This window comes from Rhodovulum kholense, assembly GCF_003053725.1.
In the GTDB taxonomy this organism is placed as follows: Bacteria; Pseudomonadota; Alphaproteobacteria; order Rhodobacterales; family Rhodobacteraceae; genus Rhodovulum; species Rhodovulum kholense.
In genome coordinates this window covers 13183-36059 of the sequence record NZ_QAYC01000026.1, presented here as the reverse complement: position 1 = coordinate 36059, position 22877 = coordinate 13183, and the positions used below count along the sequence as shown (strand labels likewise).

Below are 22877 nucleotides of genomic sequence, written 5' to 3'. Positions count from 1 at the left end.
CACGGGCTCGATGACGACCTGCTGCACGGGCGACGAGCCGGGGACCGGCACGGGGGTGAAGTCGGGCACGGTGGGGGCGATCTGCGAGCCGAAGGAGCATTCGGGTTCTGTGCGGATCGAGGGCAAATGGGCGGTGCGCCATACCGATGAATGGTGGATGAACAAGCGCAACACCGTCGGCAAGCTCACCTACGTGAAATCCACCGAGGCCTGGGGGCCCACACCCGCCGTGTTCACCTTTAATGATAGAGAAAGCAAAGTGGTCAGCGTTCCGGATTGGGAGATCTTCGTTCCCAGCGGGGATGGTGTGGATCCGCCATGACACTCACAGCCGGTATCCCCTATCCGACATCTGGTGAAGTGGCGGCCGAGCTTGCCACGGCCGCCGCCAACCGGATTGCCCGATTGCCTTCAATCGGGTCGGTCTTGAGAGCGAACCCGATCGTACTCGCTTTAGGTCTTGCGTTGACTCCCACCACCATGGGTGATGGCACATTGCCCAATCCCGTTGATACGCTTTCTCCATCCCAGATGGCTTGGGCGAATACCGTGACAGAGAGGTTGGGGCTGCCTTCGGGATGGTTGGCCCAGAACCTTGCTATGAAACAGCATGCCGCAAATATGGCGGGCGGGGGCACACTCACCGAAGAAGATTACGATCAGGTTGCCGAGGACACCTACAAACAGGCCCAAGCCGCAGGCCAGCTGAATATTGCTCAGTCAGCGGTCACCACAGGGGGTGTACGGGTTACAAGTCGAGAAAGAGAAAGGCCGGCAAACTGTATCGTTGGTCCCTATCAAGATATTTTGGATATTTGCGCTGGCGAAGCTCATCACATCGTGCCCGATATGGCTTACAGGCTTGGCGCTCGCCCCACTGGGGCCGCAACTGCATCTCCTGAAGGGAGAATACCCGGGGCGCCGACACTGAAAGAGGGAATGAGTATTTGCTTGACGCCGGCACAGCATGGGTCGGGCCCGACGGGCATTCATGGACGGCTAAGGCCAAAGCTCAATGCGCTAGGTGCTGCTTCGCCGGTTCCGGGCACTGCGCCGATGGGTGCAATCACCATGGCCAGTTTGTCTGAGATCAACGCAATTCCGGATATTTCGCCAGAATGCAAGGAATACGCAGCAGTGCGCACCGTGGAACAAGTGACTAACGGCCCGGGACTTGCAGCTCCTGGGCGAACCAGAGAATCTCCACTTCCAAGCGCGGATGCAAAGAGAGTGCTAGCCGCTGGCAGCTATTGAGGAACAGGAAAATGGAATTGAACTTTTCTGCGGCTGCGTTGCAAAGCACTGACCACTTTGCCCTCGCTGCGGTCGAACTCGAATATGATGCACCTTTTTCAGCAGTTTTGGTCCATAGGCCTGCGCTGAGCCAGCCTTGGGAACGCATTGATATCGAGCGAACCATTGTAGCACTGACCTTTTTTGGGGCTGATCTCATGGCGCTAAGTGACGAGGGAGATATATACCGCATCGGGTCTTCCATCGAGCGATCAAAAATTGAAGGGGCTGGTGTCTCCTCGTCTGATGCTGATGGCAGAGGGCGCTGCACCGTCATGTGCACATCAGGTGAAAAACTATGGGTTGCTGGCGAGAATGGTCAACTCTACGCGAATGTCGATGGCATTTCCGAATGGGCAAAGATTGCCCTAAATTCCAAATTCCAAGCTGTGGCTCTTTTAGCAGATGGAGATGGCGGAGTGTTTCTTGTTGGCGACGACGTCATCGAAGCCATTTCGCCGGCCGAGGTCGACTATACCAATCCGCAAGCCATCTTGGACGCGCTTCGTGTAGATAGGGACACACGAGAACAAGCGGGACCAACGGCTCATCTTTATCATGTCTCTGCAGATCTCGTGGTCTCAGAGCTCTCAATTCCTGACTGCTCCAACGTCCGCGGGTTGGCAAGTTACGGCTCGGGCGAGGTCGGAATTACAGGTGTGGACGGCCTTTTCCTCAAGGGCAAGCCGAGGGCGGGATTGTTCCGTGAGAATTTGGGATTGAAGGGGCAAACTCTCTTGTGTTCGGCCGCCGCCGCGCAAGGTATCGTAATAGGGACCGATAGCCATTGGTATGTCTTTGATGGGGCCACGGTGGAGCCGCTTCGCCTTGGGATCGCAAAGCATACTGCCAGACTACCCCTTTCTGTGTATGAGAGCGCCGGATCGACCGTGCTTTTCGATTGCAAGATGAACCCTCTTGTGCTTGCTCAGGGTATTTGGAGTGATATCGAAGTGCCGTCAGCTCTTCGGAAGCGCGAGTTTGATATGCAGGACTTCTTACAAGATCGCTAACAGAAGCTGTTTCCAAGAGGTTTCAACCAGATGGCCAGGTTCAATGCTCCACGACAATAATACCCCCTTCGCTGCCATCGGCTTCGAGCAATGGAAACCCGATGGCACGCGAATGGCCGTGGTCGCCGCCCGCGCGCGGTTTGAAATGCGGGACGGTCAGATCTTCTACTCGGGCCAGCAGGAGCTGGTTCTGGCGGATGAGTTCGAGGGCGATCCGCACCGGACGCCCATGCTGCGCGCCTCCGATCTGATCCCTTTCAAACCTGCCGCCGACATCACCGTCTTGGGCCGTATTCAGGCACCCGAACCCGCCAGTGAACTTCGCGCCGGCCTACGCGTGGTCGGCAAGGCGGAGGCGCATCTGCGTGCCTGTGGCCTTTCGGATTGGTATTACGACCAAGGCTGGCGGCGTAGCAGCCATGAGCCGGTTCAGGATGTGCCGCTTGACTGGCGCCTCGCCTCCGGAGGCCGCATGGTCGGTGAACCCGACGGCGCGGTTGATCCGCGCAATCCAATCGGCGCGGGGATGATCCATCCCGACTACACCTCCGAGAAGCTCAGGATAACTGCCCCGCAGATCTATTCGGAGGACTGCCCGATCAGTACCGATCCAACGCAGGCTTCCGCACCGCAGGGGTTCGGGCCAGTTGCCCCTTGGTGGCAGGGGCGTCAGGCCTATGCGGGCACTTATGACAAGGCGTGGGAAGAGGCTCAGCACCCGCTTTTGCCAAAGGATTTCGACTATCGGTTCTACCAACTGGCGCCCGAGGCCCTGCAGGTAGAAGGCTACCTCCATCCCGGCGATCACCTTCAGGCCTATGGTCTTTTGCCAGAAGGCGCTGCTCTTGATCTAGTCCTGCCCGATCTAGCGCCTTTCGCCAAATTCACCTTCGCTGATGGGCGTGAAGTCATGGCGAAACTTCACCTTGACGGGCTGCATCTGGACCTGAGAGACGGGGTGCGTTTCGATCTGACATGGCGATGCTGGGCACCGATCTGTCCGCAGTTCTGGCGCATCGACCTTGAACTTGGAACTCTCGCGGAGGTCGCAGACATGGTCCTGCCGACTGCGGCGCTGGAAGGCCTGCGCGTCGCCGGGTGATCAGAGAGATGCCTGACTGTTGAGGGTGAAAGCAGACGCTTGCGCGTTGAGCAGCGAAAGTCCGCTCCCCGCCCACACCGACCAGGGGCGCTCCCTGCCGCTTGCTGCCGATAGCTGACGTTCGATACCCCAAGGGCGCGCCGAGCGCCGATCACGGAAGCGGCCATTCGTGACGGCCGCGGCGTCCTGGCGATCTCCCGTCGAGTCCGGCCGAGGCTGTGTGGAAACGTGCCGGCGCGGGCTGTCGGCTGCTGGTTGGCCGCGCTGCTCGCTTTCAGCCGCCTCCGACACTCTTTGCGCGCGTGGCGGCGTGGTTATCCCTTTCAGGCAAGGCGTGGCGTCTGCGCTTGAGGCGCGACAGCCCCCGATCAGGCGGCAATGGCCCGCATCAGGCCCCGGATGCCCATCAATGCGAGCACCCGCTTGATATTGTAGGCAAGGACATTCAGCGCCATTTCGGTGCCGACGTTCTTCAGCCTCCGCGTCAGGAAATGGGTGTGCCCCATCCAAGCCTTGAGTGTGCCGAATGGGTGTTCGACCGTGCAGCGGCGCAGGGTCATCGGATCGGCCTCCCCACCCAGTCTTTTGCGCATCGCATCAACCAGATGCTCATGGTCCCACCGGGTGATCCGGCGTTCCTTGCCGCTGGTGCAGCGGTGACGGACCGGACAGCTCTGGCATTCATTGGTCCAGTAGCGGCCGACCCGCAGCCCGTCCTCCTCGCGCGTGTAACGGTAGGTCAGCTCTTCGCCTGCCGGGCAGACGTAGGCATCGCGGGCCGGGTCGTACGCGAAGTCGGCCTTCACATACATGCCCCTGGCCCGGCTGCCCGATGTCTCGGGGCGCGGCACGGTCGTGGTGATCCCCGCCTGATGGCAGGCCAGGATCTGAGACCCGCTGAAGTATCCCTTGTCGGCTATGGCGTGCAGGTCGTCGCGCTGAAGGACCTCCCTGGCCGCGGCCGCCATCGGGCTCAGCTGGTCGCGATCGAAGCCCTGATTGGTCACGTCATGTGCCACGATCAGATGCGTCCCGGTATCGACCGCGGTCTGGACGTTGTAGCCGACCATGCCGCTGTGCCGGGCGCTGGTCGCCATGGCGCGGGCATCGGGATCCGTCAGCGAGATCTGCCCGTCGGGCGCCTCGGTCAGGGCCTTCTCCATTGCCTTCAGCCGGGCAATCTCCTGCCGGATACGACCGTAGCGGCGAGCAAGATGGGCGACCTTGTCAGCCCGGGCTTCCCCCTCTTCCTGGCGGTCGATACGGGCCATGTCATCGACATACCGCGAGACATCAGCCTCCAGATGGGCCAAGCGGCTGGCGATCTTGTTCTTTGTGAAGTTCCTGTCGCGGTTGTTCACGGCCTTGAACTTGCTGCCGTCGATGGCCACGCAATCGCCCTTCAGCACCCCGATCCGCCGGCACAGCTCCACGAACCGCGCGCAGGTCCTGCGGATCGCCGATCCGTTGTCTCGCCGGAAATCGGCGATGGTCTTGTGGTCTGGCGCCAGGCGACCGGTCAGCCACATCAGCTCGACATTGCGACCCGCTTCGCGTTCCAGGCGACGGCTGGACGGGATCCGGTTCAGGTCGCCGTAAATGAAGAGCTTCAGCAGCACAGCCGGATGGTAGCCTGGGCGACCGGTTCGGGCGGGCACACAACGCTCGAAGCCGAGCGCCGGAAGATCAAGCTCCTCGACGAAGAGATCGACGACACGGACCAGGTGATCCTCGCCGATCCAGTCCTCGAGACGATCAGGGAAAAGCGTGACCTGTTCCCGGTCGATGCCGTCGATGAAACCCACCATCCCTGTCTCCCGCCAACTCGCGGAAGCTTACCACGAGACAGCGTTTCCACACAGCCTCGGCCCAAACCTGCCCTTCGAGAAACTTGAGCGCGCGGCAATGCAGCAGACCACAATCCGACATCGATTAACTGTAGGATACGTGTGGAATATCGGCGCAAGCTAAGATATGGATGACTTGATGAACCTGCGTTTGCGGCCACCTTCTGCCATAAATGAAGGGTGAGATCCCTCGGGTTGTCTCAGTAGCGCTTGGGCGCATGGTTCATCAGACTTCCCCATAATACCTCGAGTTTCCTCGCTGCAGCTCGTGGACGCTAAGAAATTTGATCTTCGTGGCAGTCGAGCCTGTTTTCCGGCAAACAGAGCGAACCCGTTGCAGAATCACTTGAACAGGTGCTGCGGCGCGTTGGCGAAAGACTATCTTCGCCCTTAATGATAACGTATCTAGAATATCAAGAGTTTCAGTTCGTTCATTGATTTTGGCCGATCCAAGCTGGCGCCAATCCGCGCCCTGTGAAACCATTTTTCTAGCAGCCTCAAGAAGCAAAAGTGAATTTAATATGTTGTCTGGTCTTCTTCCTTGCCGGGTTATGTGCCGCCAGCCTGCGTTCGTCACGGAGATTTCCCCCAGTTCAGGATGAAAGCGGTCTGTTGAGCTTGACCACTCCCGATAGAACTCTTTTGCGAGCCTCAAGGAAAAACCAGGAGTCGCAAGCAGCGACCTCGTTGATCGCATATCGATTTCCTGAAGGGGATGGCTGTCGGGAACTGATCCCGCCATCTTGCGTAGCTCACCCTTTGCCTCACTTCCAAACGTCTTCCTCCTGGGAATTACGACTAAATCAGAGTTAACTTTTGAGTATGAGGCATCTGATTTAAGATCTTGCCAATAAATTGGTGACTTATGGCTGCCGGGGTCTTCAACGTAAGCTAGGATTACAGGTCCCGGCAGCGCGTTCCATCTCGACCTGTGTTTTTCGATGTAGCCTCTACCAATGGCGACGCCGATTGAGTCTTTGCCCAAGCTCTTGCTTTCTTTCTTGAAACTAAGGCCGCTCTTTACCTGCACAAAGAGCATCCTGCCCGAAAACTTCTCGCGATGCCTTAGAAGGACAATACCGTCCACGGCATCGTCATTTTCTGCATCGACATCTTGCCAATCGCTCTTGAGCTGCCCTCGGACACGATGAGACACTAGGTCAACTCCCGCAGCTCCGGTTCTTATCGTGCTCATGTTCCTCGGCTTTCGTAGTGTAGATGTTTGATTTACGTTAATCTGCTGAGGTGTCATTGCAAAGAACGCGATCGCTCCGCAAACCCAAACAACGGCCCTTATCGGTTATTCAACCGGCGCCAAAAAAGGTCGGCTTTGCGTTCTTCAAGTCTTCGGGTTTTCAACTTGCTTCCACTGAGAAAGGCGCCCCGCGATTTGATTGTCGATCCGCTGCTGGAGCTTTGGGTTCGTCGTATTGGCGCGCTCCTGCTTCAGCTCGGCAAGCCGCTTCAGTTGGCGGTTGGGAAGGTGTGTAGCGCCATCCTTTACAATGACCCCTGTGATATCAGCCGGGGCGTTTATCAGGCTGACCTCCTTTGACGTCTTTAACCGCAGCCCGTTGCCAAAGATAAGCTTTTTGATCTCCCAGATCAGCGCCTTGGGCACGACATCGCCAGAAATCGTTATATCGTCTGCATAGAGGCTTAGTTTACACCCTTTCGCCCTCACCAGCTTCTCGACGGCAAGCCAGATATGGCTGTTGCTGTAGTAGGCTAGGATCGGGCTACAAGGAGAGCCTTGGGGCAGGCATCCGCCCAGAGTTGCGACGTGAACCAAAACGGCGGTTACATCCCGAGAGCATTCAAGCTCCCGATGGAAAAATCGGGCGACGTTGTTGGCTGAACAACTTGGGAAGTAGTCCGCGACGTCCAGCAGCCAGAACGCCTTGGCCTCTTTGTGGTGCGCTGCGTTTTCGACGTATGAGCGTCCTTTTACCGGGCTGAAAAGAAACTCTGGGGCTTTCACTCGCCCCAGAAGATCACCAATGCGGCCTTGCATCGCTTTAAGCTGCGGGTCGGGAATGTCGATAGGGCGGTAGTTCTCCGCCTGTTCCGGCGTTGGAGGGTGTTTCAGCCACGCGCCTTTTTCATCATCCTTTAGCTTCTTGTGCTTCCAGCGGCGGACGTACAGGTCATGGCGGTGGCTGATCTCGTCCAAAGTATCGGCGGACACTCTGAGAAGCTTGGCCAGTTGCTTCCGGCTTCTGAGACGGAAAAACGGGCTATCCTTGAGTTGGCAACCCTCTTCAGGCTGCGTCTTCGGCATCTGCTTTCCTTTCAACGAAACGCAGAATGTCGATGACCTTGCCTGCAATTTTTGAACGGATTTTGTCGCCAGACCTGGCGTTCGGCAGCTCTTCCGCAAAGAACATGATAGAAGAAACCGGAATTTTGAACTCTGTCGCATACCTCTGGATCAGATCGAGCGAGGGGGATTTTCTACCCTTTTCGATCTCCGAAATATGGGACTTCGAGACGCCGAGTTTTTCCGCCAGTTCGACCTGTTTCAAGTCATGGAACACTCGGATCAACCTTAGTGCTTCATGTATCATCGTTTCATCCCGTTTGCCTTTCCCGCCTAGACATTAGGCGGGCGGCGATTAGCCGGGCGATCCGAAAATCGCCATCAAACACCGGATAAGCCGGTAGATGAAGATAGCCACCCTAAGGATGACCATCACGGTGCGAGGGTTCCGGAGTTTCCTCCAAAACCGACGTCGCCGCCGCCGTCGGTGTGTATCTTCAGAGAGAGCCATATTGCTCCTCCTTTCTGTTGGCCCCGGCGCAACATCCACAGCGGATGCCACTAACCAAGGGTCCTCACCCAACAGAAAACGGAAACCGACGACTAAACCCTTTGCCTAGACGCGATAGCTGTCCTTGCTATCGCGTCTGCTTCGCCCGCCGCCGTCCTCTCGTCCCCCTCGGGGGCCTCCGGGCCGTGTGCGGTAGAAGTGGTAGAGGGGAAAACCCCTCCGCGCTTGAACGAGTCCAAGCTGGGTATGAGGAACTTCTTCCGTTGTTACACGAAAGGGATATGGGAATGGCATCGTCAGCTTTCAAGGAAAAAAGTTCTCTGCGAGCGAACTTTTTCTGACCTGGTCGAATAGGTGGTTTTTTCCATAGGAGACATTGAACCAGAACGCAGCGAACGACCGCTAATGGAATGTGCCGACTGCTTCACCGGCGGTGATAGCCTTCAGGGGTTCACCGCCCCATAGGAGAAGCGATCATGAGTGCCAAGACCAGACAAGATTTTTCTGCTGTCGCCGTCATCGGGATGGACATCGGCAAGGACGTCTTTCACCTCGTCGGGTTCAGTTCCGACGGCAGCCTCGTGCTGCGACAGAAGATCAAGCGCCTGGCCCTCGTGGCGACCTTCCAGACGCTCCCGCCTTGCATCGTTGGCATGGAGGCCTGTCTCAGCGCGCATTTCGTCAGCCGGACCTTGCGGAGAATGGGCTTCGAGCCCCGGATCATCCCGGCGATCTACGTGAAGCCGTTCAACAAGGGCCAGAAGAACGACTACAACGACGCCGAGGCAATCGCCGAGGCCGCGTTGCGCCCGAACCTGCGCACCGTTTCGGAGAAGAGCCAGGATCAGCTCGACTTGCAGGCGCTGCATCGCGTCCGGTCGCGTCTGGTATCGCGGCGAACCGCCACCATCAACCAGATCCGAGCCTTCCTGATCGAGCAGGGTATCACCATCCGCAAGGGGCTGCGCGCTGTCCGGAATTCCCTGCTGTCGGTGCTGGACGAGCGTCAGGACGAGATTTCCCCGAGGATGCGCCACATCATCCTGGATCTTCATGACGACTGGATACGGCTCGACGTCCGGATCGAGGCGGTCTCGGACGAGATCGAGGGTATCGGCCAAAGCGAGGCTCACTGCCGGGACCTGAGAACGATCCCCGGCGTGGGGCCGATCATCTCGACGGCCCTTGTCGCGGCGGTGGGAAAGGGTGAGGCTTTTGAAAGCGGTCGAGACATGGCCGCCTGGGTCGGGTTGGTTCCAAGGCAATACAGTACCGGCGGGCGCACGACGCTCGGCAGAATCTCAAAGCGTGGCAGCCGGTATCTGCGAACGCTGCTGATCCAGGCGGCGAAGATCATCCTGATGCGGCCGCACAACTGGCCCGGGCTCAGTTTCGGGGCATGGCTGGCCGAAGCCGATCTGCGCATGCACCGCAACAAGTTGGCGGTGGCACTGGCCAACAAGCTCACCCGGATCGCATGGGCGGTCCTGCGCCATGGCCGGGGCTTCGATGCCCGAAGGGATACGGTCGCAGAAGCGCTCTGACGCCCGGCGACTGCACAGAGGTTCGCGAGGGAGAACAGCATGGGACGGATAAATTACGCACCCAGAATCTGAGGGCGGAATTGGCTCCGCGTCAGCCTGTCCGCTAATGAGATCGATGTGCGTGCGTATATCCAACAAGGTCACGGCCCGCGAGCCGACACATAGACCGGATACATATCAGCGATATCTGCAGCCACGCCAAAAGCTCTTGCGAACAGCAGTCGGCACATACATCCCGCCCAGACTGCCGAGATCCTGCTGGCTCGATTCCTCCGTGCGGTGAAGGTCCGGTTCTGGGAAGTTCGGCCGATGTCTGGGAACGGGGCCGAATGTCGGCTCCCGCCCTTCCGGCAGGTCGTGATCACCCAAGCATCGTCATTCGAAGTGTCCGTGGCGCGCCTCAACTGGAGTCCTCCCACCCATCATCAAAAAACGTCTTCATCTCATGAGACGAATAGCCGGTTTTCGTGCCCACGCGATCAGCTGCACTTCGCGCGCGCACAAGGCCTTCGGCGTCCGTCAGTTCGACCGCGGGTCTTGGACGGTCGGATCCCATGTCGAACCCACAATCAAGCGCTTCGTCGTGCAGCCTCTTGAAAGTCTTACGGTTGATACTCAGCAGATCTGCAGCGCCGACAAAGCTTCCGGCTGCATGAAGGGCCTGTGCGACGTCCTCTGCCGAGCGCTCGACGCGCGGACGACCTTTGCGACTTGCAAACCCCAATGCCCGGCGCTTCTCGGCGATCCATTTCTGATCGACCCGGTGGAGCCTCGCGAGTTGGGCATCCCGATGTCCCTCCTGAAACTGCTCACGGAGCAGCATGTCGAAGTCATATCCGAAATGAGCCAACGTCTTGAGCAGGTTGGACCGGCTTCCATGGAAACGTCGCCGCACCTCTGCCAAAGATCGGCTGCGCATCATCATCTCGAGGAGCTCGGCGTGATGAACACGTTCTCCTCGCTCACCGGAGACGATGATGATGCAATCACCAGACACCGCCAGGTAATCTCTAGGGACCGCCATTTAGGATCCTTCCTGTCCAAAAACTCCGGTGAAATTCTTCGCGCCGGTGCGCGGGGAATTCCAGCTGAAATTATAACCAACTGATATTAAACAGTTCTCCTTGACTGACTCGTTGATAGCTGATTCCCTCTGCCCCACGAAGCCCCGGCAACCATGGTTACAGTGTCAATGCCCCACACCGTGAACCCCGCTCATGAACGCCTGAAGATGGAGCTGCGGTTGCGTGGCAAGTCCATCGCCTCAGTCGCACGCGAGCTGGAGGTACTGCGCTCGACAGTCACGCTGGTGAGCCAGGGCCTGCGTCGATCTTCGAAAATCGAAAAGGCTCTCGCCGACGCAGTCGGCACGACACCGGCCGAGCTTTTCCCCGACCGATACCCAGCAGAGGAGAGCAGCGCGGCAAGAAAAACCTGACCTTGGGAAAAAGCAAAAACCCTGCCATTGGCGTGGCAAGGTTCTGCGCTTGAATAGCGTGTCGTTTCAACCCGACCCCTTATTCATCCCCTGAGTCCCACGAAAAGTCAACCTGCCGGGGCGTCTCTCGGCAGAGTAGTCAAACTCATCTCAAACATAGGGGGATGCTGCCCCGCACCTGCTCCGACCCAGATGGATCGGCGCCCAGGTGAGGTGCGCTCCAATCATCATGAAGAAGAATCTGATCTACCGCGGGCCGGAGCCGAGCCACGCGACCCGTGTTCCTGCGCGCCGCTCCAAGGGAAGCTTGAGAGGCTCAATGGTTGCCATGTTACCTGGCTTCCGGCGCCCACGCCTTATCCACTTCGAGAGTGCGCTCGAATACGCCTTCCTCTGCCTGATGCTGGTGCGAGACGACGTGCACCTCATCCAGGAGCAGCCGCCGGCGATCTCCTATGTCGGCAGCGACGGTCGGCCTGCGCGGCACATCTTCGATTTCCTGATCACGAAGACGGATGGCGAGCGCATCGCGGTGGCCATCAAACCCATGCAGCGGGTCATGAAGCTGAACTTCGCCTCGGAGCTCGAAGCCGTTTCGGCAGCGGCCTCCAAATCCCTTGCGGACCGCGTGCTGCTCGTCACGGACCAGCACATTGACAGGGTCGCGGCCGCCGAAGCGGCCCGCACACTCGCCTGGTCGCGCCCCTCGCTGGCGGAGGTGACGGCATGACCCTGCGCTTCCGCTTCTCGAAATCTGACATGATCACCACGGCGGGCGTCGCAATGCGTCCCATTGAGATCAATGACATCGGAGGCACCTTCGAGCGCGTTGGTCAGCCGGGGATCACGGAGTCCTTTTCCCACCATGAGCTCGTGGAGATGATGCGTCGGCCGGACACAACGTATTTTGCCGGCTACTTCGACCGGGCTACGCAGGAGATGCGGCTAAACAAGCCAGTCGAAGTTATCAGTGAATTGCCGGAGCAGATCGGCAGACTGGTGATTTGGCGAAAAGCGGTCTGCGATGCTTTCCTGGCTCTCGAAGCCAAGGGTGACATCAAGCGCACGCGGGAAAGCTATGACCGTGCGCGCCCTCGACTGGCAGCAGAAACGCAGCGGCTCGTCGGGGAAGGTGCTGCAGCTCCCAGGAAGGCAAGGCCCGGCAAGGACATAACGGTTCGGAACCTTCCGGGCAGTCGAACCGCATTTCAGTGGGTTCGCGCCTATCAATCTGCGAGTGGTTCACCACTTGCGCTCATCCCGGAAACCCATCGCTCCGGGAACCGAACGCGGATTTGGTGCCCGCGATCCGAAGCCCTGATGAATCAGGTCATCGAAATCTACGCCGACACGCAGCGCCCCACCAAGGTCCAGGCGATCAAGCAAACCCAAGCCCTTTTCGAAGAGGAAAACCGCAAACGAGCCAAAGCGGGAGCGCCTGCGATGGTCGTTCCGTCGGCTGCAAGTATTCGACGTCGTCTGGGCATGGCTGATCCGTTTTACCTCTACGCCAAACGGAATGGTGCCGCAGCTGCTGCCAGACATTTTGCCATGAGCAGTAACGGTCCTGACGTCGCGCGCCCCATGGAGCGGGTCGAGATGGACGAGAACAGGCTCGACGTCATCTCGTTGCTGACGCTGACAGGCATCTGGGATCACCTGCCGCAGGAGCGCCAGAAAAATTTCGAGATGGGACGGCGCTGGCTCTACATCGCGATCGATTGTGCCACGAAATGTGTCGTTTCGATGCGACTGGCCGACAATCCGAACTCGGATGATGCGATCCGCGCGCTGCGGCAGATTTTCGAGGACAAGACCCCGCTGGCTCAGGCGGCCGAATGCGAAAGTACATGGCATCACCATGGCGGGATCGGAACCCTCGTGACCGACATGGGGTCTGCCTTTGTCTCGGATGCGTTTCAGGCCACGGTAGCGTCGCTTGGGATCACATCTCACCTGCCGCCGGCTGGGATTCCTTGGATGCGGGGGCACATCGAGTCCTTCTTCCGCACGCTCGGGCATCAACTCATGCCGCTCCTGGCGGGCCGGACCTTCTTCGACACCGTGGATCGCGGCGACTATCCCTCCGAGATGCTCGCCTGCCTGTGCGACGACGATCTGATCAAGGTTCTACTGACCTATGTCGTTGATATCTATCACAACCAACCACACGGATCATTGAACGGGGAGACCCCGAATGCAGCATGGAAGCGGCTGGTTTCCGAACACGGGACGCCTCCGGTTCCAGATGGCCTGACCCTCCGAAAGGCATTCGGCCGGCCGATCACACGGAAGCTCAATGACGGGGGCGTTCTGTTCTCGGGACTCAGCTACAGCTGCGAAGCACTTCGCGAGGCCTATCTGCACTCTCCCACCCGAGAGGTGGAAATCAGGGCTGATTTGCAGGATATCGGGTGGATCGCGGTCAAGGTCGGCGCAACCTGGTATCCCGCGCTCGCCAATCAGCCCGGCTTCGAGGGCGTGAGCTTCGAAGAGCTGCGAGAGGGCGTCAGGGCTGTTCGGCATGCACACGCCAGTGCCGCAAAGCTGGATGCGCCCATGGTCCAACGCGCCATCGAGCGGGTTTCCGAGGCGAACCGTCGCGCGTTCGCGTTGCGTGCCCTGACGCCGTTCCATGTGACCGACGTAGAGGTTGGGCGCGCAGATGCGGCACTGCGCTATCCGCTCCGCTCTGACGCACAGCGGTTGGGACGCGTCCCGCCGAGCAGCGATCTGCTCAATGACGCGATCTCCATCACCCCGCCGCGCGACAAGGACAAGTCGGAGAAGCCTGACGGAAACGATAAGGGCCCCACCGCTGAGCATCGTGTGAGACGCGAAAACCGCAAGTGCTGGAGGTTTGATGATGAAGCATGAACTTGTCACCGAGGCAGCCCGGCGGATCGCTGAGCTGAAGGGGCATTTCGTCCACCATGAGCGTTTCGTCCCGCTGGCGGAAGGATTCTCCATACTTGCTGAAAAGCGTCTGGTGGACATTCAGACCGGACGTATCAGCGAGGCGCAAGGGCTGGCTTTGTCTGGCCATTCAGGGGCCGGAAAAAGCGCGGCAATCACCCATCTGCTTGCCCAGGAAGGCCAGAGGCTGGCCGATCAGGGCTACGGAGGTTCAACCATCGTCAGCTTGCGGGTGCCATCACCCGCAACGCTGAAATTCGTCGGACAGGTGCTCCTTCGGGCGCTCGGCTACCCCATCGGGGCCGATCGCCACGCCTGGTATATCTGGGACCTGGTTCAACATCATCTCAAGGAGCGACGCGTGCTCTTCGTACATTTGGACGAGGCGCAGGACCTCGCGTCGCGGGGCACCAAGCACGAGCTCGATTCAGTGACATCCATGCTGAAGACTTTGATGACGGACCCGGAATGGCCGGTCGGGATCATTCTGTCGGGCACAAATGAGCTGGAAGACATCCTCAACCACGACCATCAGCTTGCCCGCCGCATGAAGACCGTCCGGTTCGAGAGCCTGTCTCCTGCGGCATATGGCGATGATATCCTCGACCTGCTGGAAAGCTACTGCGAACGGGCGAACCTCGAACCAGAGGATGACGTGCTGGAATTGTCCCATGGCGAACGCGTGGTCCACGCTGCGGCAAACCAGTTCGGCATCGCCATCGTCCTGATCCTGGACGCCATCGAGGACGCCTACCTGCAGGGGCAGGAGACACTGAACCGGCAAAATTTCATCCGGGCCTATCATCGCCGGACATCCTGCGATGCCGAGTTCAACCCGTTTTTCGTGCCGGATTTCATGCGCATAGACGCCCGTCAGGTGTTTTCCCGGGAGAACCGCACATGATGTTTTCGACAGTTAAGCCGTTGCCCTTGAACGTGAAATACCACCACGGCGAATCCGCAACATCTCTCGCATCCCGATTGGCACGTCGCAACGGCGTGTCAAGCATGGCTATGTTCCTGTCCGACTTCGGGATCGACTATCTGAACCTGACCAATGGCGACCAAGAGGATTGCGCGCGGTTGGCCGCACTTGCCGGTGTCGAACAGGCGGAACTGCATCGCAACACACCGGCGCTTGCCTCTCCAGGCTGGTTCCGGCTGGGCCAGGAGGAGATCAAGTTCACGGCCTTTAGCCGAACCGCACTCAAAGGCTGCCCGCAATGCCTGCAAGACGCTTCAAACCAAAGCGATGCAGGGCATTTCGGGCTGTGGCAGCTGACCTCAATCCGCACCTGCGGCTTGCACGGCTGTTACCTCGTGCCGTTGCCCACGTCGTCTGGGACACGAGAGCGGTTCGACGTCACCAGACTGACCTCTGGCTTTTCACCCCCGGAACCTCAAATCGCGAATGACCAGGACCTTTTGTTCGAGCACTACCTGAGAAACAGGATCGAGAAAGGTCCCGGAAACACGTGGCTCGACCGTTTGCCCTTCCATGTTGCGGCGCAGACGTGCGAGGGCTTCGGGCTCTTGTTGACTCTTGGCCCGAAAGCCCGGCGGGAAACAGCCACACCAGCGCAATGGGCGGCCGCAGGGACTGCCGGTTTCAGCGTCCTGCGTCGCGGACCAGATGCCTTCCGGCAGAAATTGAAGGATATTCAGCAGGCGCATCCGGTCGACAATACCCTATACCGGACCCGCTATCGCGTGTTTTTCGAATGGCTGCGCCACCGTGACGACGACCCGCAGTTCAATGTGATCCGCGATCTGGTGCGAGAGTTCATTTTCCGCAACTTCCCGATCTCCGAGGGTTCCATCGTTCTGGGTCAGCCTTGCCCCGAACAATATGTGCATTCCCTTTCGACAGCGCGCTCGCGCTATGGCATGTCTGGCTGGAAGCTGGCGCGCCGCCTGGCCTCGATGGGGCTCGCTGAGAGGAAAGCGGCTGGCCAGGGTTTCGTGCTGACCGGCTATGTCCCCACGGCGATCATCAATGACATCGCGACCGATTTCGACGCCCTTCTGAACGCGACCGACGCAGGAAAGTACCTTGGCGTCGAGCGTTTCATGATGACCAAACTGACGAAGCCCGGACTGGTCGAGAAGTACTTTGATGAAAAGAATGCTTCGCCGATGTATCACCCACGCGATCTCGATGAGTTCATCGGGAAGCTGCGGGCGCGAGTTGAGCGTTCCGAGGCGGAGGACCTGCTCGACATTGCGACGGCATCGCATCGTGTTCGGATACCGACCGAGCGCGTCGTCGAAATCATCCTTAGAAACCGCCTTCCGCTGTGTGCGCCAGACCCGGCCACCGCACGCCTCCCGGATTTCCTCCTCTCGCTCTCCCTACTGCGCGAAGTCATTGCCACGGATCACCAAGGAACCATTCGTCCGACCCGAGCGGCGCAGATCCTTGGCATCAATATCCGGACGATCCGCAGCCTGATGGACACGGACGTTCTGAAGTCTTGCAACATAGAGGAGATGAAGAGCGGGCGCATGCGACGGTACGTCTGCGCAAAGTCGATGGAGCAGTTTGCGAAGGGCCACATCTCGGTGGTCGAGCTGGCGGCGCAAAACAGGCGGCTGCCAGGCGTCGAGGCCGTGATCCAGCTCGACCGCGGGGCGAAGCCTCTACCTCTTGGGCCGCGCGCCAACATGATTTTCAGGCGAAGCGACGTTCTCTGAAAAATCACTCAAAGGAAGCCGGCCACTGCGCCGGCTTTTCCATGTGCGGCCAGAGGCAAACCTATTTGACGAAAAAGGCAGGTTCAGTTCAGCATCAAGATTTTGAGACACTGATATCAAAGGGAAATTTTGGCGCTCAGAGGCAGAACTTTGTGAAAATTGCCAGCTTTTGAAAAGCACCAGATAGTTCTGCCTTTCTTGTCAGAGGATTTGCCTCTGCCGCGCAGATCGGTGTTGTTTTCCCTACGAAAATCCATGCTGCCTCGATCCACGCCCATGTTGTGTTGATCCCGTCGCAGCCCTTCCCCCTGTCAAACCCGAGGATGGCCCATGAGCGCCCCTTTCTTCGTCCTGACGGGCGGCCCCGGTGCGGGCAAGACCAGCCTGATCACCGAGCTTGCCCGCCGCGGCTTTCACACAATCCCCGAATCCGGCCGCGCGATCATTCGCGAGGAAATGCAGAGCGGCGGAGATGCCCTCCCCTGGGCGGATCGCGCGGCCTATGCCGAACGGATGTTGGAGCGGGATCTGCACGCCTTCAGCGCCGCACAGAAGCTCTCAGGCCCTGTGATCTTCGATCGCGGCATTCCGGATGTCCTTGGCTATCTGAAACTTTGCGGGCTTCCGGTGGCGCCCCACATCGCCACAGCGGCCAAGGCAGCCCGCTACAACCGTCGCGTATTCCTGGCGCCATTCTGGGACGAGATCTTCACGCAGGATACCGAGCGGAAGCAGAGCCAGACAGAGGCCGAAGCGACCTGTGCCGCTATGTTCGAGACCTACGTCGCGCTCGGCTACGAGATCATCGAGTTGCCGCGCACGGATATCGCAAGGCGCGCTGACTTTGTTTGCAAACAGCTCGCTATCTAACAGTCACCTCCAGATGCCGCGGCTGAACTGCTGAAGCGGACAATCCACACGGCTCCTCTGGTTCCTGTGACTCCCTCTGGCTAACGGTCGCAGAGCGTTCCCTGCCGATAGCGGTCGTTCGTCGCCCCTTGCCGTTCCCGATTGACGAGTCCCAGAAGCGGACCTCCGCTTGCCCCATGGAACAGCTCTCATCCCGCGACGCAGACGGCCCTAAGCTGACGGTCAGGCCCCCCCGCCGGGCACCGCAACGCCCGGCCCGAAGCGGCCAGACGACCGTCTCGATGCGGGCCTCCGAAGCGGTCACTTGAGCATGTCCCAACGAGAGGCGCGCGTCAGCCCCATCTTGCCGAAAACGGTTGCAAGTTGCTCTTTCATCGTGCCGGTTCCTTCGCGGATACACCTCGTTTCTGCGGGAACGCACTTGCAGCTATTTGCCTTGGCTTCAACTTCGTTGCCTGCCCCCAAAGCTACGCCGCCAACAAAGGGTAAGCGGCAAAACCACAGTAACAACTCTCGCTTGCCCTCCGGTGACTGGCTATGCAAAATGCCGCCTTAGGAAAGGACCGTGGAGTATCCATGGAAGGAAGTAAATATCTGGCTCTTGCCGAACGCATGATCTCAGCCCGGGGGATACCTCTCACCGGAAGTCAGATTATTGACATCGCAAATGAATTTCAGCTGCTTCCGTATCAGAGCTATGAAACAGTTGTTAAGACACTTCAGGCGCGAATCGCAGAGGACATTTCTAAAAACCGGGCGCGGTCGAGATTTATTCGCACAGGTATTGGCACTTACTTTCTGCGAAATTTGGTCGGAAAACCAACAATCTTTGGCGAAGTCAGATGGTTGAAGGATCGCGCGCCGAGAGAAAAACCAGAGCATCCACATCGTATTCTAACTGTTCCTAGAAACGCTGTTGATCGATCACGTCAGCATCTAGGGTGGGACGAGCCCACGCGGCTTCTTGAGCTGGGTATCTACGACTACCAAAGCGAGATCAAACAGGACCACGTCCCAGTCGTTACCGCCGTAGCCCTCAGATGGCGCGAGGAGATTTACTCATTCAATGTTGGTGTTCACACTCATTTTGAGCGGATTTCTGGGAGAAGTTCAATTTTGCTCAGAAAATTCCTTGATGAGTTTGATCTCGACCTTTTCGAAACTGATGGGACTGGCGCAACCTCAAGCAGTATTCGCGCCGCATTTCCCGTCATTGCCGAAGGTAGGCGCGCAAGACTTGAAACTGGGAAGCTAACCCGTCACGAGAAGCTGCATTTTTATCAAGTTGCCAACCTTCTTTCACGTAAGTCATCGGTGTTCTCGGCGACGACCGACTGCTTCCTTCTCGTTTCCACGATTGATCTTTCGAGCCTATACGACCGGCCCCCACGCACCCACCGAAGGTTGGAATTGAACCAAGCGGAATGGAAACATGCGAACCTCCTGGAGAGAACGCTGACCGACGAAGACTGTCGCTCCGCTCATATATTTGGTGTCTAATAATTGAAAGCGAGCCCGATTTTTCTAGACTTCTTCAATCGTGAAGCCGCTAGGGCTTCGGGTCGCGAACGAAGTGAGAATATTGACATTAAAATACTCCGAACGCTTTCCATCGCTCTACCGCACACCTTTTCAATCAATGTATCGCAACTTTCTGAGTATTGCAGTACAAGGCCAAATCTGTTTAATTTGACCGCTAGGCTTATTTCTGCCGGTATCATTGACGTCACAACTCAAACTAACTCGATTGGAGAGTTCATCGCCAGCAGGCAAATTCTATATTCTCATGTTCCTGAGCGCTACCCTTTCTTTTTCGAAAAATCAGAGCAGCTTGAGTCGATTAAACTAGGGTCTAGAAATAGTTTCGACATGTCAGCGTCGCTGAGTCAAAGTCTTCTTGCCTATGACACGGGCCGATTTGATTTTGATATGGTGCGGGCGCACCCCAATGATCGCGCGGCTTTCGAGTCCGGCCTGAAAGCTGTTCAAGCAAAGATATTTGCCCGCGAAAACTTAGCCGTGACGAGGGAATTGCTTGAGTCGAGTCGTGGCGGAGAAACGCTCTCACCGGAGCAATTGGACGCGGCTTCAAGGATTGTATCGGCACTTTACATGAAAATCTATGCCGAGAAGCGTGGCCTAGCAACTTGCACAGGGATACCGGATTTTCCATATACAGAGATTGCATCCAATTTTCCGAGTTATGATTACCTGATCTTGAGGCGAACAATAGAGGCGCTCGGCGGCTTCCCCTTAATTCTCGATGTAGGGCTGGATGAACTTGCAGAGTTCTATGGACAGCGCGAACACAAGAGATTTGCGCTGTTCCTTCAAGCATTTCTAGAAGCGAGCGCGCATTTTTTCAAAGGACACGCCAATCAGCCAGATGCGCTTCAAACGATACGCGCTCTTCTCGATCAGTTCATAACGAGAGAGCTCGATCAAAGTAGTCAATGGAGCCCGGTGACCCTTTCCGACTTTGCATCAAAGTCGGCAGAGCGCCTTTTGGCAAGCGGCGAGCGAGTTGCGAAGTCCAATGCCAAATTTTGCGAGAAGTGGAGAGAATACGTGCCCGAGCAGCAAAAAAAGAATATCGTCATTACTACAGCAACAGAAAGTGAGCGCACTGGACTCTTGAATGCGCTTGGTGAGAGTGGCTTCACGAGGTCAAGATTTGTTAGCACTGGCGATGGCATGGCGGAAGAGTACACACGCGGCCATACTGAGCGCATAGTGTACCTCACGACGAGCGCCGGGTCACTCGGGGCAAATAGCGCAGGTGGCGTCCTTAGCCCTGCGATACGACACCTAGGAACCAAGTATCTAATTAGCGCTGGAATTTGCTTCGGACTTAAACCCAATGTTCAAGGCGTTGGAAAACAGGTCCTTGGCGATGTGGTATTTTCAAGTCATGTGCAAGATTACGAAACGGCTCGCCTTGGAAAGGAGATTAAGCCGCGCGGCGACAAGCTTCCGTCAGGTCAGGCCCTGCTACAGGCGGCGCGCATTGCACGAGATGACACCGACAGGAGTAATTTCAGAATTGATGAAGGTCTATTCCTGTCCGGTCAGAAACTCGTAGATAACAATGATTTTGTGCACGATCTCCGAGTTCAGTTTCCCGAGGCTCTCGCGGGCGAAATGGAGGGGAATGCTGTTGCAGTCGCCTGCCATAATGCCGGGGTGCAGTGGATTGTGATCAAAGCGATTTGTGACTGGGGTATGGATAAGGAAGATGGTTGGCAGGAAATTGCTGCCAACCGTGCTTGCCGTCTGGCATTGGATACAGCAATCATCATTCTGTCTAGCGAGTAGTCCAAGTGCGAGTGACACCTTGCCTTGGCGATGTATTTCATGGACCGGCCGCGAGATACCAGACCGAATGGCAAACCGAATGCACGACACGGTTGCTCCAAAGAATGGCCCGAAGTATGAGGTGTTGCCTTCCGAGCCAGGCGCGAATGAACGCAATCGCCGATTGCCGCGGGCGCAATGCCGCAGTCTCAATGTCAGCTTTCCCGCCCAAACCTTCGAGATCCGGCCGATTCGGCGTTGAGCCGCGGCGAAGGTCCGCTCTGGTGACGGTCGGCCGATGTCTGGGAACGGTCGCGAACGTCTGCTCTCCGCCCGAACCTCCGAGATCCGGCCGACTCGGCGTTGAGGCGCGGCGAAGGTCCGGTTCGGGGAAGCTCGGTCGTTGTCTCGAAATGGGGCCGAACGGCTGCTTCCCGCCCAGTCGTGCCCACGGCAGCCTCCGCCCTGTCGCTGGCAGGGCCGAGTGTAGAGGGGTGAAAGGGGTCGTCGCTCATCAACGTTCCGCCCCCTGCCGCGCCAGCGTGCGATAAACGGTCGGGCGGGAGACAGACAAGAGTTCGGCCAAGTCAGACACGGAATACTCCCCAGGCGCGGGCATCCCAAGTGTTCAGTCCTGGCATCTGGTGGATCGGGTCGATGTGGATCGACGAGGAATCCTGATCCTGAAGCGGCCCCATTGCCGCCTATACGGCATTGCCGTACACTCTGAAACTCAGCGAGCTGGCTCTGAGTGTACAACATGGCAATTGAACCCGAACTGGTCAAAAGTGCCAACGAGGCCTTGGCGATTGCGGAGGGCAGGCTGGAGCCTGCCGCGGTGTTCGAGCCAGCCACGGTTGACGTCGCAGCGATCCGCAAGGCTCAGAACCTGTCGCAAGGCCGCTTCGCCGAACGCTACGGCCTTCCCCTCAGTACGATCCGAGATTGGGAACAGGGACGGCGACGACCGGATCGAGCGGCCCATCTGCTGCTACGCCTGATCGAAGCAGAACCCGACGTCGTCGCCCGGATTCTGTCCTCGTCCGAGTGATGCATCAAGGCCGGGAACGTTCTACCCTCGGCTCAGCCGACATTCTGGCCCGTCCGAGACCTTGCAAGAAAGTACAGCCTCCTGAATGTTCGCGGGTCGAGTTTCATGGAACGGGCGGCGGCGGCATAGCTTCCGGCGCTCTCGTAAGCCCTGATGACTTCCTGATCCGAACAGTCGGTGGCCGGACGCCCAGGCCGCCTCGTCTGCCCAAGGGTCACACGCTTTTTGGCAATCCACTTCGCGTCCACCCTGTGCAGCCCGGCAAGTTTCGTGTCCGCCAAACCTTCGGCAAACTGCTCTTCAAGCAACTGATCGAAGTCGAAGCCGAACGCGTTCAGAACATCCAGAAGATTTCGGCGACTGGCCGGGAACGCCTCTTTGACTTGCGCCAGAGATCGCGTCCGTTCCATCGCCCGAAGCAGTTCGGCGTGATGCATGATCCGGCCGTGGCCGCAGTCATAGACAACGATGTTTTCGCCATGCACCCGGATGCAGTATTTCGGAAACGCCACCTTCTATCTCACATCAAGTTGCCAGATGAAGCCCATGACTTTCAAAGTATGGAATTCCACCGGATTTTTTAACACATTGAACTGGAAAGCATTTGTTGACTCACGAATCGGTACCTGATTCCTTTCCGGGTACGACGTCAGGAAAACGTGTTTGCGAAAGAGATGCCCGATCTTATCAATGCACCTCATGAGCGTCTGAAGATGGAGTTGCGTCTGCGCGGCAAATCCTTTGCGTCCATCGCGCGCGAGCTCGATGTCTTTCGCTCATCGGTCACGTTGGTGAGCCAAGGCCTCAGAAGGTCCGAAAAGATCGAGAAGGCACTGGCCGAGGCCATCGGCATGACCCCGCAAGACCTCTTTCCTGACAGGTACCCAGCAGAGGAGGAGCCAACCGGACACCAAACCTGACCCCGACAAAGGAAAAGACCCTCCTGCGCCAACAGGAAGGCCTTTTGGATTAGAGTGTCGTTTGAAGCCGACGCCATGTTCATCCCCCGAGTCGGTCTCAAAGTCAACCTGCCGGACAGCCGTC

At 58.0% G+C, this 22877-nt stretch carries 22 protein-coding genes; 15 read left to right on the top strand and 7 right to left on the bottom strand.

What is annotated here, in order from left to right; genetic code table 11:
* The 4 genes from C8N38_RS20075 to C8N38_RS20070 form a co-directional block, all read left to right on the top strand.
* On the top strand, positions 1-322 hold a 322-nt coding region (locus tag C8N38_RS20075), incomplete at its 5' end, for a PAAR-like domain-containing protein (protein ID WP_146176330.1).
* On the top strand, positions 319-1254 hold the full coding sequence (locus tag C8N38_RS21235) for a hypothetical protein (protein ID WP_146176329.1): 936 nt from the start codon (positions 319-321) through the stop codon (positions 1252-1254). The genes C8N38_RS20075 and C8N38_RS21235, both read left to right, overlap by 4 nt.
* An 11-nt stretch (positions 1255-1265) precedes the next feature.
* On the top strand, positions 1266-2306 hold the full coding sequence (locus C8N38_RS21230; RefSeq protein ID WP_146176328.1) for a hypothetical protein: 1041 nt from the start codon (positions 1266-1268) through the stop codon (positions 2304-2306).
* Between the two features lie 43 nt (positions 2307-2349).
* A complete protein-coding gene (locus tag C8N38_RS20070) occupies positions 2350-3408 on the top strand; it encodes a DUF2169 family type VI secretion system accessory protein (RefSeq protein WP_108028900.1) in 1059 nt (352 codons plus the stop codon).
* Positions 3409-3776: 368 nt separating this feature from the next.
* Here the strand turns inward: C8N38_RS20070 and C8N38_RS20065 are convergent, their stop codons facing one another.
* From C8N38_RS20065 to C8N38_RS20050, 4 genes are all read right to left on the bottom strand, one after another.
* Positions 3777-5216: an IS1182 family transposase gene (locus tag C8N38_RS20065; protein ID WP_108028899.1), complete on the bottom strand. Its 1440-nt coding sequence runs from the start codon at positions 5214-5216 to the stop codon at positions 3777-3779.
* Between the two features lie 265 nt (positions 5217-5481).
* Complete coding sequence (locus tag C8N38_RS20060; RefSeq protein ID WP_108028898.1) at positions 5482-6450, bottom strand: DUF4365 domain-containing protein; 969 nt, start codon at positions 6448-6450, stop codon at positions 5482-5484.
* 144 nt (positions 6451-6594) lie between these two features.
* Entirely contained in the window at positions 6595-7536 is a 942-nt protein-coding gene (locus C8N38_RS20055; RefSeq protein ID WP_108028897.1) for a reverse transcriptase family protein, read from the bottom strand.
* Positions 7517-7822: a helix-turn-helix transcriptional regulator gene (locus C8N38_RS20050; protein ID WP_108028896.1), complete on the bottom strand. Its 306-nt coding sequence runs from the start codon at positions 7820-7822 to the stop codon at positions 7517-7519. Before C8N38_RS20050 ends, C8N38_RS20055 begins: the two co-directional genes overlap by 20 nt.
* 680 nt (positions 7823-8502) lie before the next feature.
* Between C8N38_RS20050 and C8N38_RS20045 the strand changes: the two genes are divergently transcribed.
* Positions 8503-9570, top strand: a complete 1068-nt coding sequence (locus tag C8N38_RS20045; RefSeq protein ID WP_108028895.1) for an IS110 family RNA-guided transposase — start codon at positions 8503-8505, stop codon at positions 9568-9570.
* Positions 9571-9970: 400 nt separating this feature from the next.
* On the opposite strand, the gene C8N38_RS20040 is transcribed toward C8N38_RS20045, so the two are convergent.
* The gene (locus tag C8N38_RS20040; protein WP_108028894.1) at positions 9971-10594 is read right to left on the bottom strand and encodes a hypothetical protein; all 624 of its coding nucleotides are present in this window, start codon (positions 10592-10594) and stop codon (positions 9971-9973) included.
* A gap of 168 nt (positions 10595-10762) precedes the next feature.
* Between C8N38_RS20040 and C8N38_RS20035 the strand changes: the two genes are divergently transcribed.
* The 8 genes from C8N38_RS20035 to C8N38_RS20005 all read left to right on the top strand — a co-directional run bounded on the left by C8N38_RS20035 (position 10763) and on the right by C8N38_RS20005 (position 20803).
* Positions 10763-11008, top strand: coding sequence for a helix-turn-helix domain-containing protein (locus tag C8N38_RS20035; RefSeq protein WP_234207757.1), 246 nt, complete (start codon positions 10763-10765; stop codon positions 11006-11008).
* A gap of 229 nt (positions 11009-11237) precedes the next feature.
* Complete coding sequence (locus C8N38_RS20030; protein WP_245895825.1) at positions 11238-11738, top strand: hypothetical protein; 501 nt, start codon at positions 11238-11240, stop codon at positions 11736-11738.
* Positions 11735-13885 (top strand): DDE-type integrase/transposase/recombinase, encoded by a 2151-nt coding sequence (locus C8N38_RS20025; protein WP_108028891.1) that lies wholly within the window; start codon positions 11735-11737, stop codon positions 13883-13885. Before C8N38_RS20030 ends, C8N38_RS20025 begins: the two co-directional genes overlap by 4 nt.
* Positions 13875-14828 carry an ATP-binding protein gene (locus tag C8N38_RS20020; RefSeq protein WP_158272399.1) on the top strand — a complete coding sequence of 318 codons (954 nt, stop codon included), beginning with the start codon at positions 13875-13877 and terminating at the stop codon, positions 14826-14828. Before C8N38_RS20025 ends, C8N38_RS20020 begins: the two co-directional genes overlap by 11 nt.
* Entirely contained in the window at positions 14825-16618 is a 1794-nt protein-coding gene (locus C8N38_RS20015; RefSeq protein ID WP_108028889.1) for a TniQ family protein, read from the top strand. Before C8N38_RS20020 ends, C8N38_RS20015 begins: the two co-directional genes overlap by 4 nt.
* Positions 16619-16948: 330 nt before the next feature.
* The gene (locus C8N38_RS20010) at positions 16949-17488 is read left to right on the top strand and encodes an AAA family ATPase (RefSeq protein ID WP_108028888.1); all 540 of its coding nucleotides are present in this window, start codon (positions 16949-16951) and stop codon (positions 17486-17488) included.
* A 537-nt stretch (positions 17489-18025) separates the two neighbouring features.
* A complete protein-coding gene (locus tag C8N38_RS21225) occupies positions 18026-18988 on the top strand; it encodes a hypothetical protein (protein ID WP_146176327.1) in 963 nt (320 codons plus the stop codon).
* Between the two features lie 3 nt (positions 18989-18991).
* Complete coding sequence (locus C8N38_RS20005; protein ID WP_146176326.1) at positions 18992-20803, top strand: phosphorylase family protein; 1812 nt, start codon at positions 18992-18994, stop codon at positions 20801-20803.
* 493 nt (positions 20804-21296) lie between these two features.
* Here C8N38_RS20005 and C8N38_RS20000 read toward each other — a convergent pair whose 3' ends face one another.
* Positions 21297-21401, bottom strand: a complete 105-nt coding sequence (locus tag C8N38_RS20000) for a helix-turn-helix domain-containing protein (RefSeq protein ID WP_108028886.1) — start codon at positions 21399-21401, stop codon at positions 21297-21299.
* Between the two features lie 141 nt (positions 21402-21542).
* Between C8N38_RS20000 and C8N38_RS19995 the strand changes: the two genes are divergently transcribed.
* The gene (locus C8N38_RS19995) at positions 21543-21833 is read left to right on the top strand and encodes a helix-turn-helix domain-containing protein (protein ID WP_108028885.1); all 291 of its coding nucleotides are present in this window, start codon (positions 21543-21545) and stop codon (positions 21831-21833) included.
* Between the two features lie 32 nt (positions 21834-21865).
* Here the strand turns inward: C8N38_RS19995 and C8N38_RS19990 are convergent, their stop codons facing one another.
* Positions 21866-22345 carry a hypothetical protein gene (locus tag C8N38_RS19990; RefSeq protein WP_146176325.1) on the bottom strand — a complete coding sequence of 160 codons (480 nt, stop codon included), beginning with the start codon at positions 22343-22345 and terminating at the stop codon, positions 21866-21868.
* A 162-nt stretch (positions 22346-22507) separates the two neighbouring features.
* Here C8N38_RS19990 and C8N38_RS19985 point away from each other — a divergent pair, with 162 nt between their 5' ends.
* Positions 22508-22753, top strand: coding sequence for a helix-turn-helix domain-containing protein (locus tag C8N38_RS19985; protein WP_245895824.1), 246 nt, complete (start codon positions 22508-22510; stop codon positions 22751-22753).
* Positions 22754-22877 lie beyond the last annotated feature (124 nt).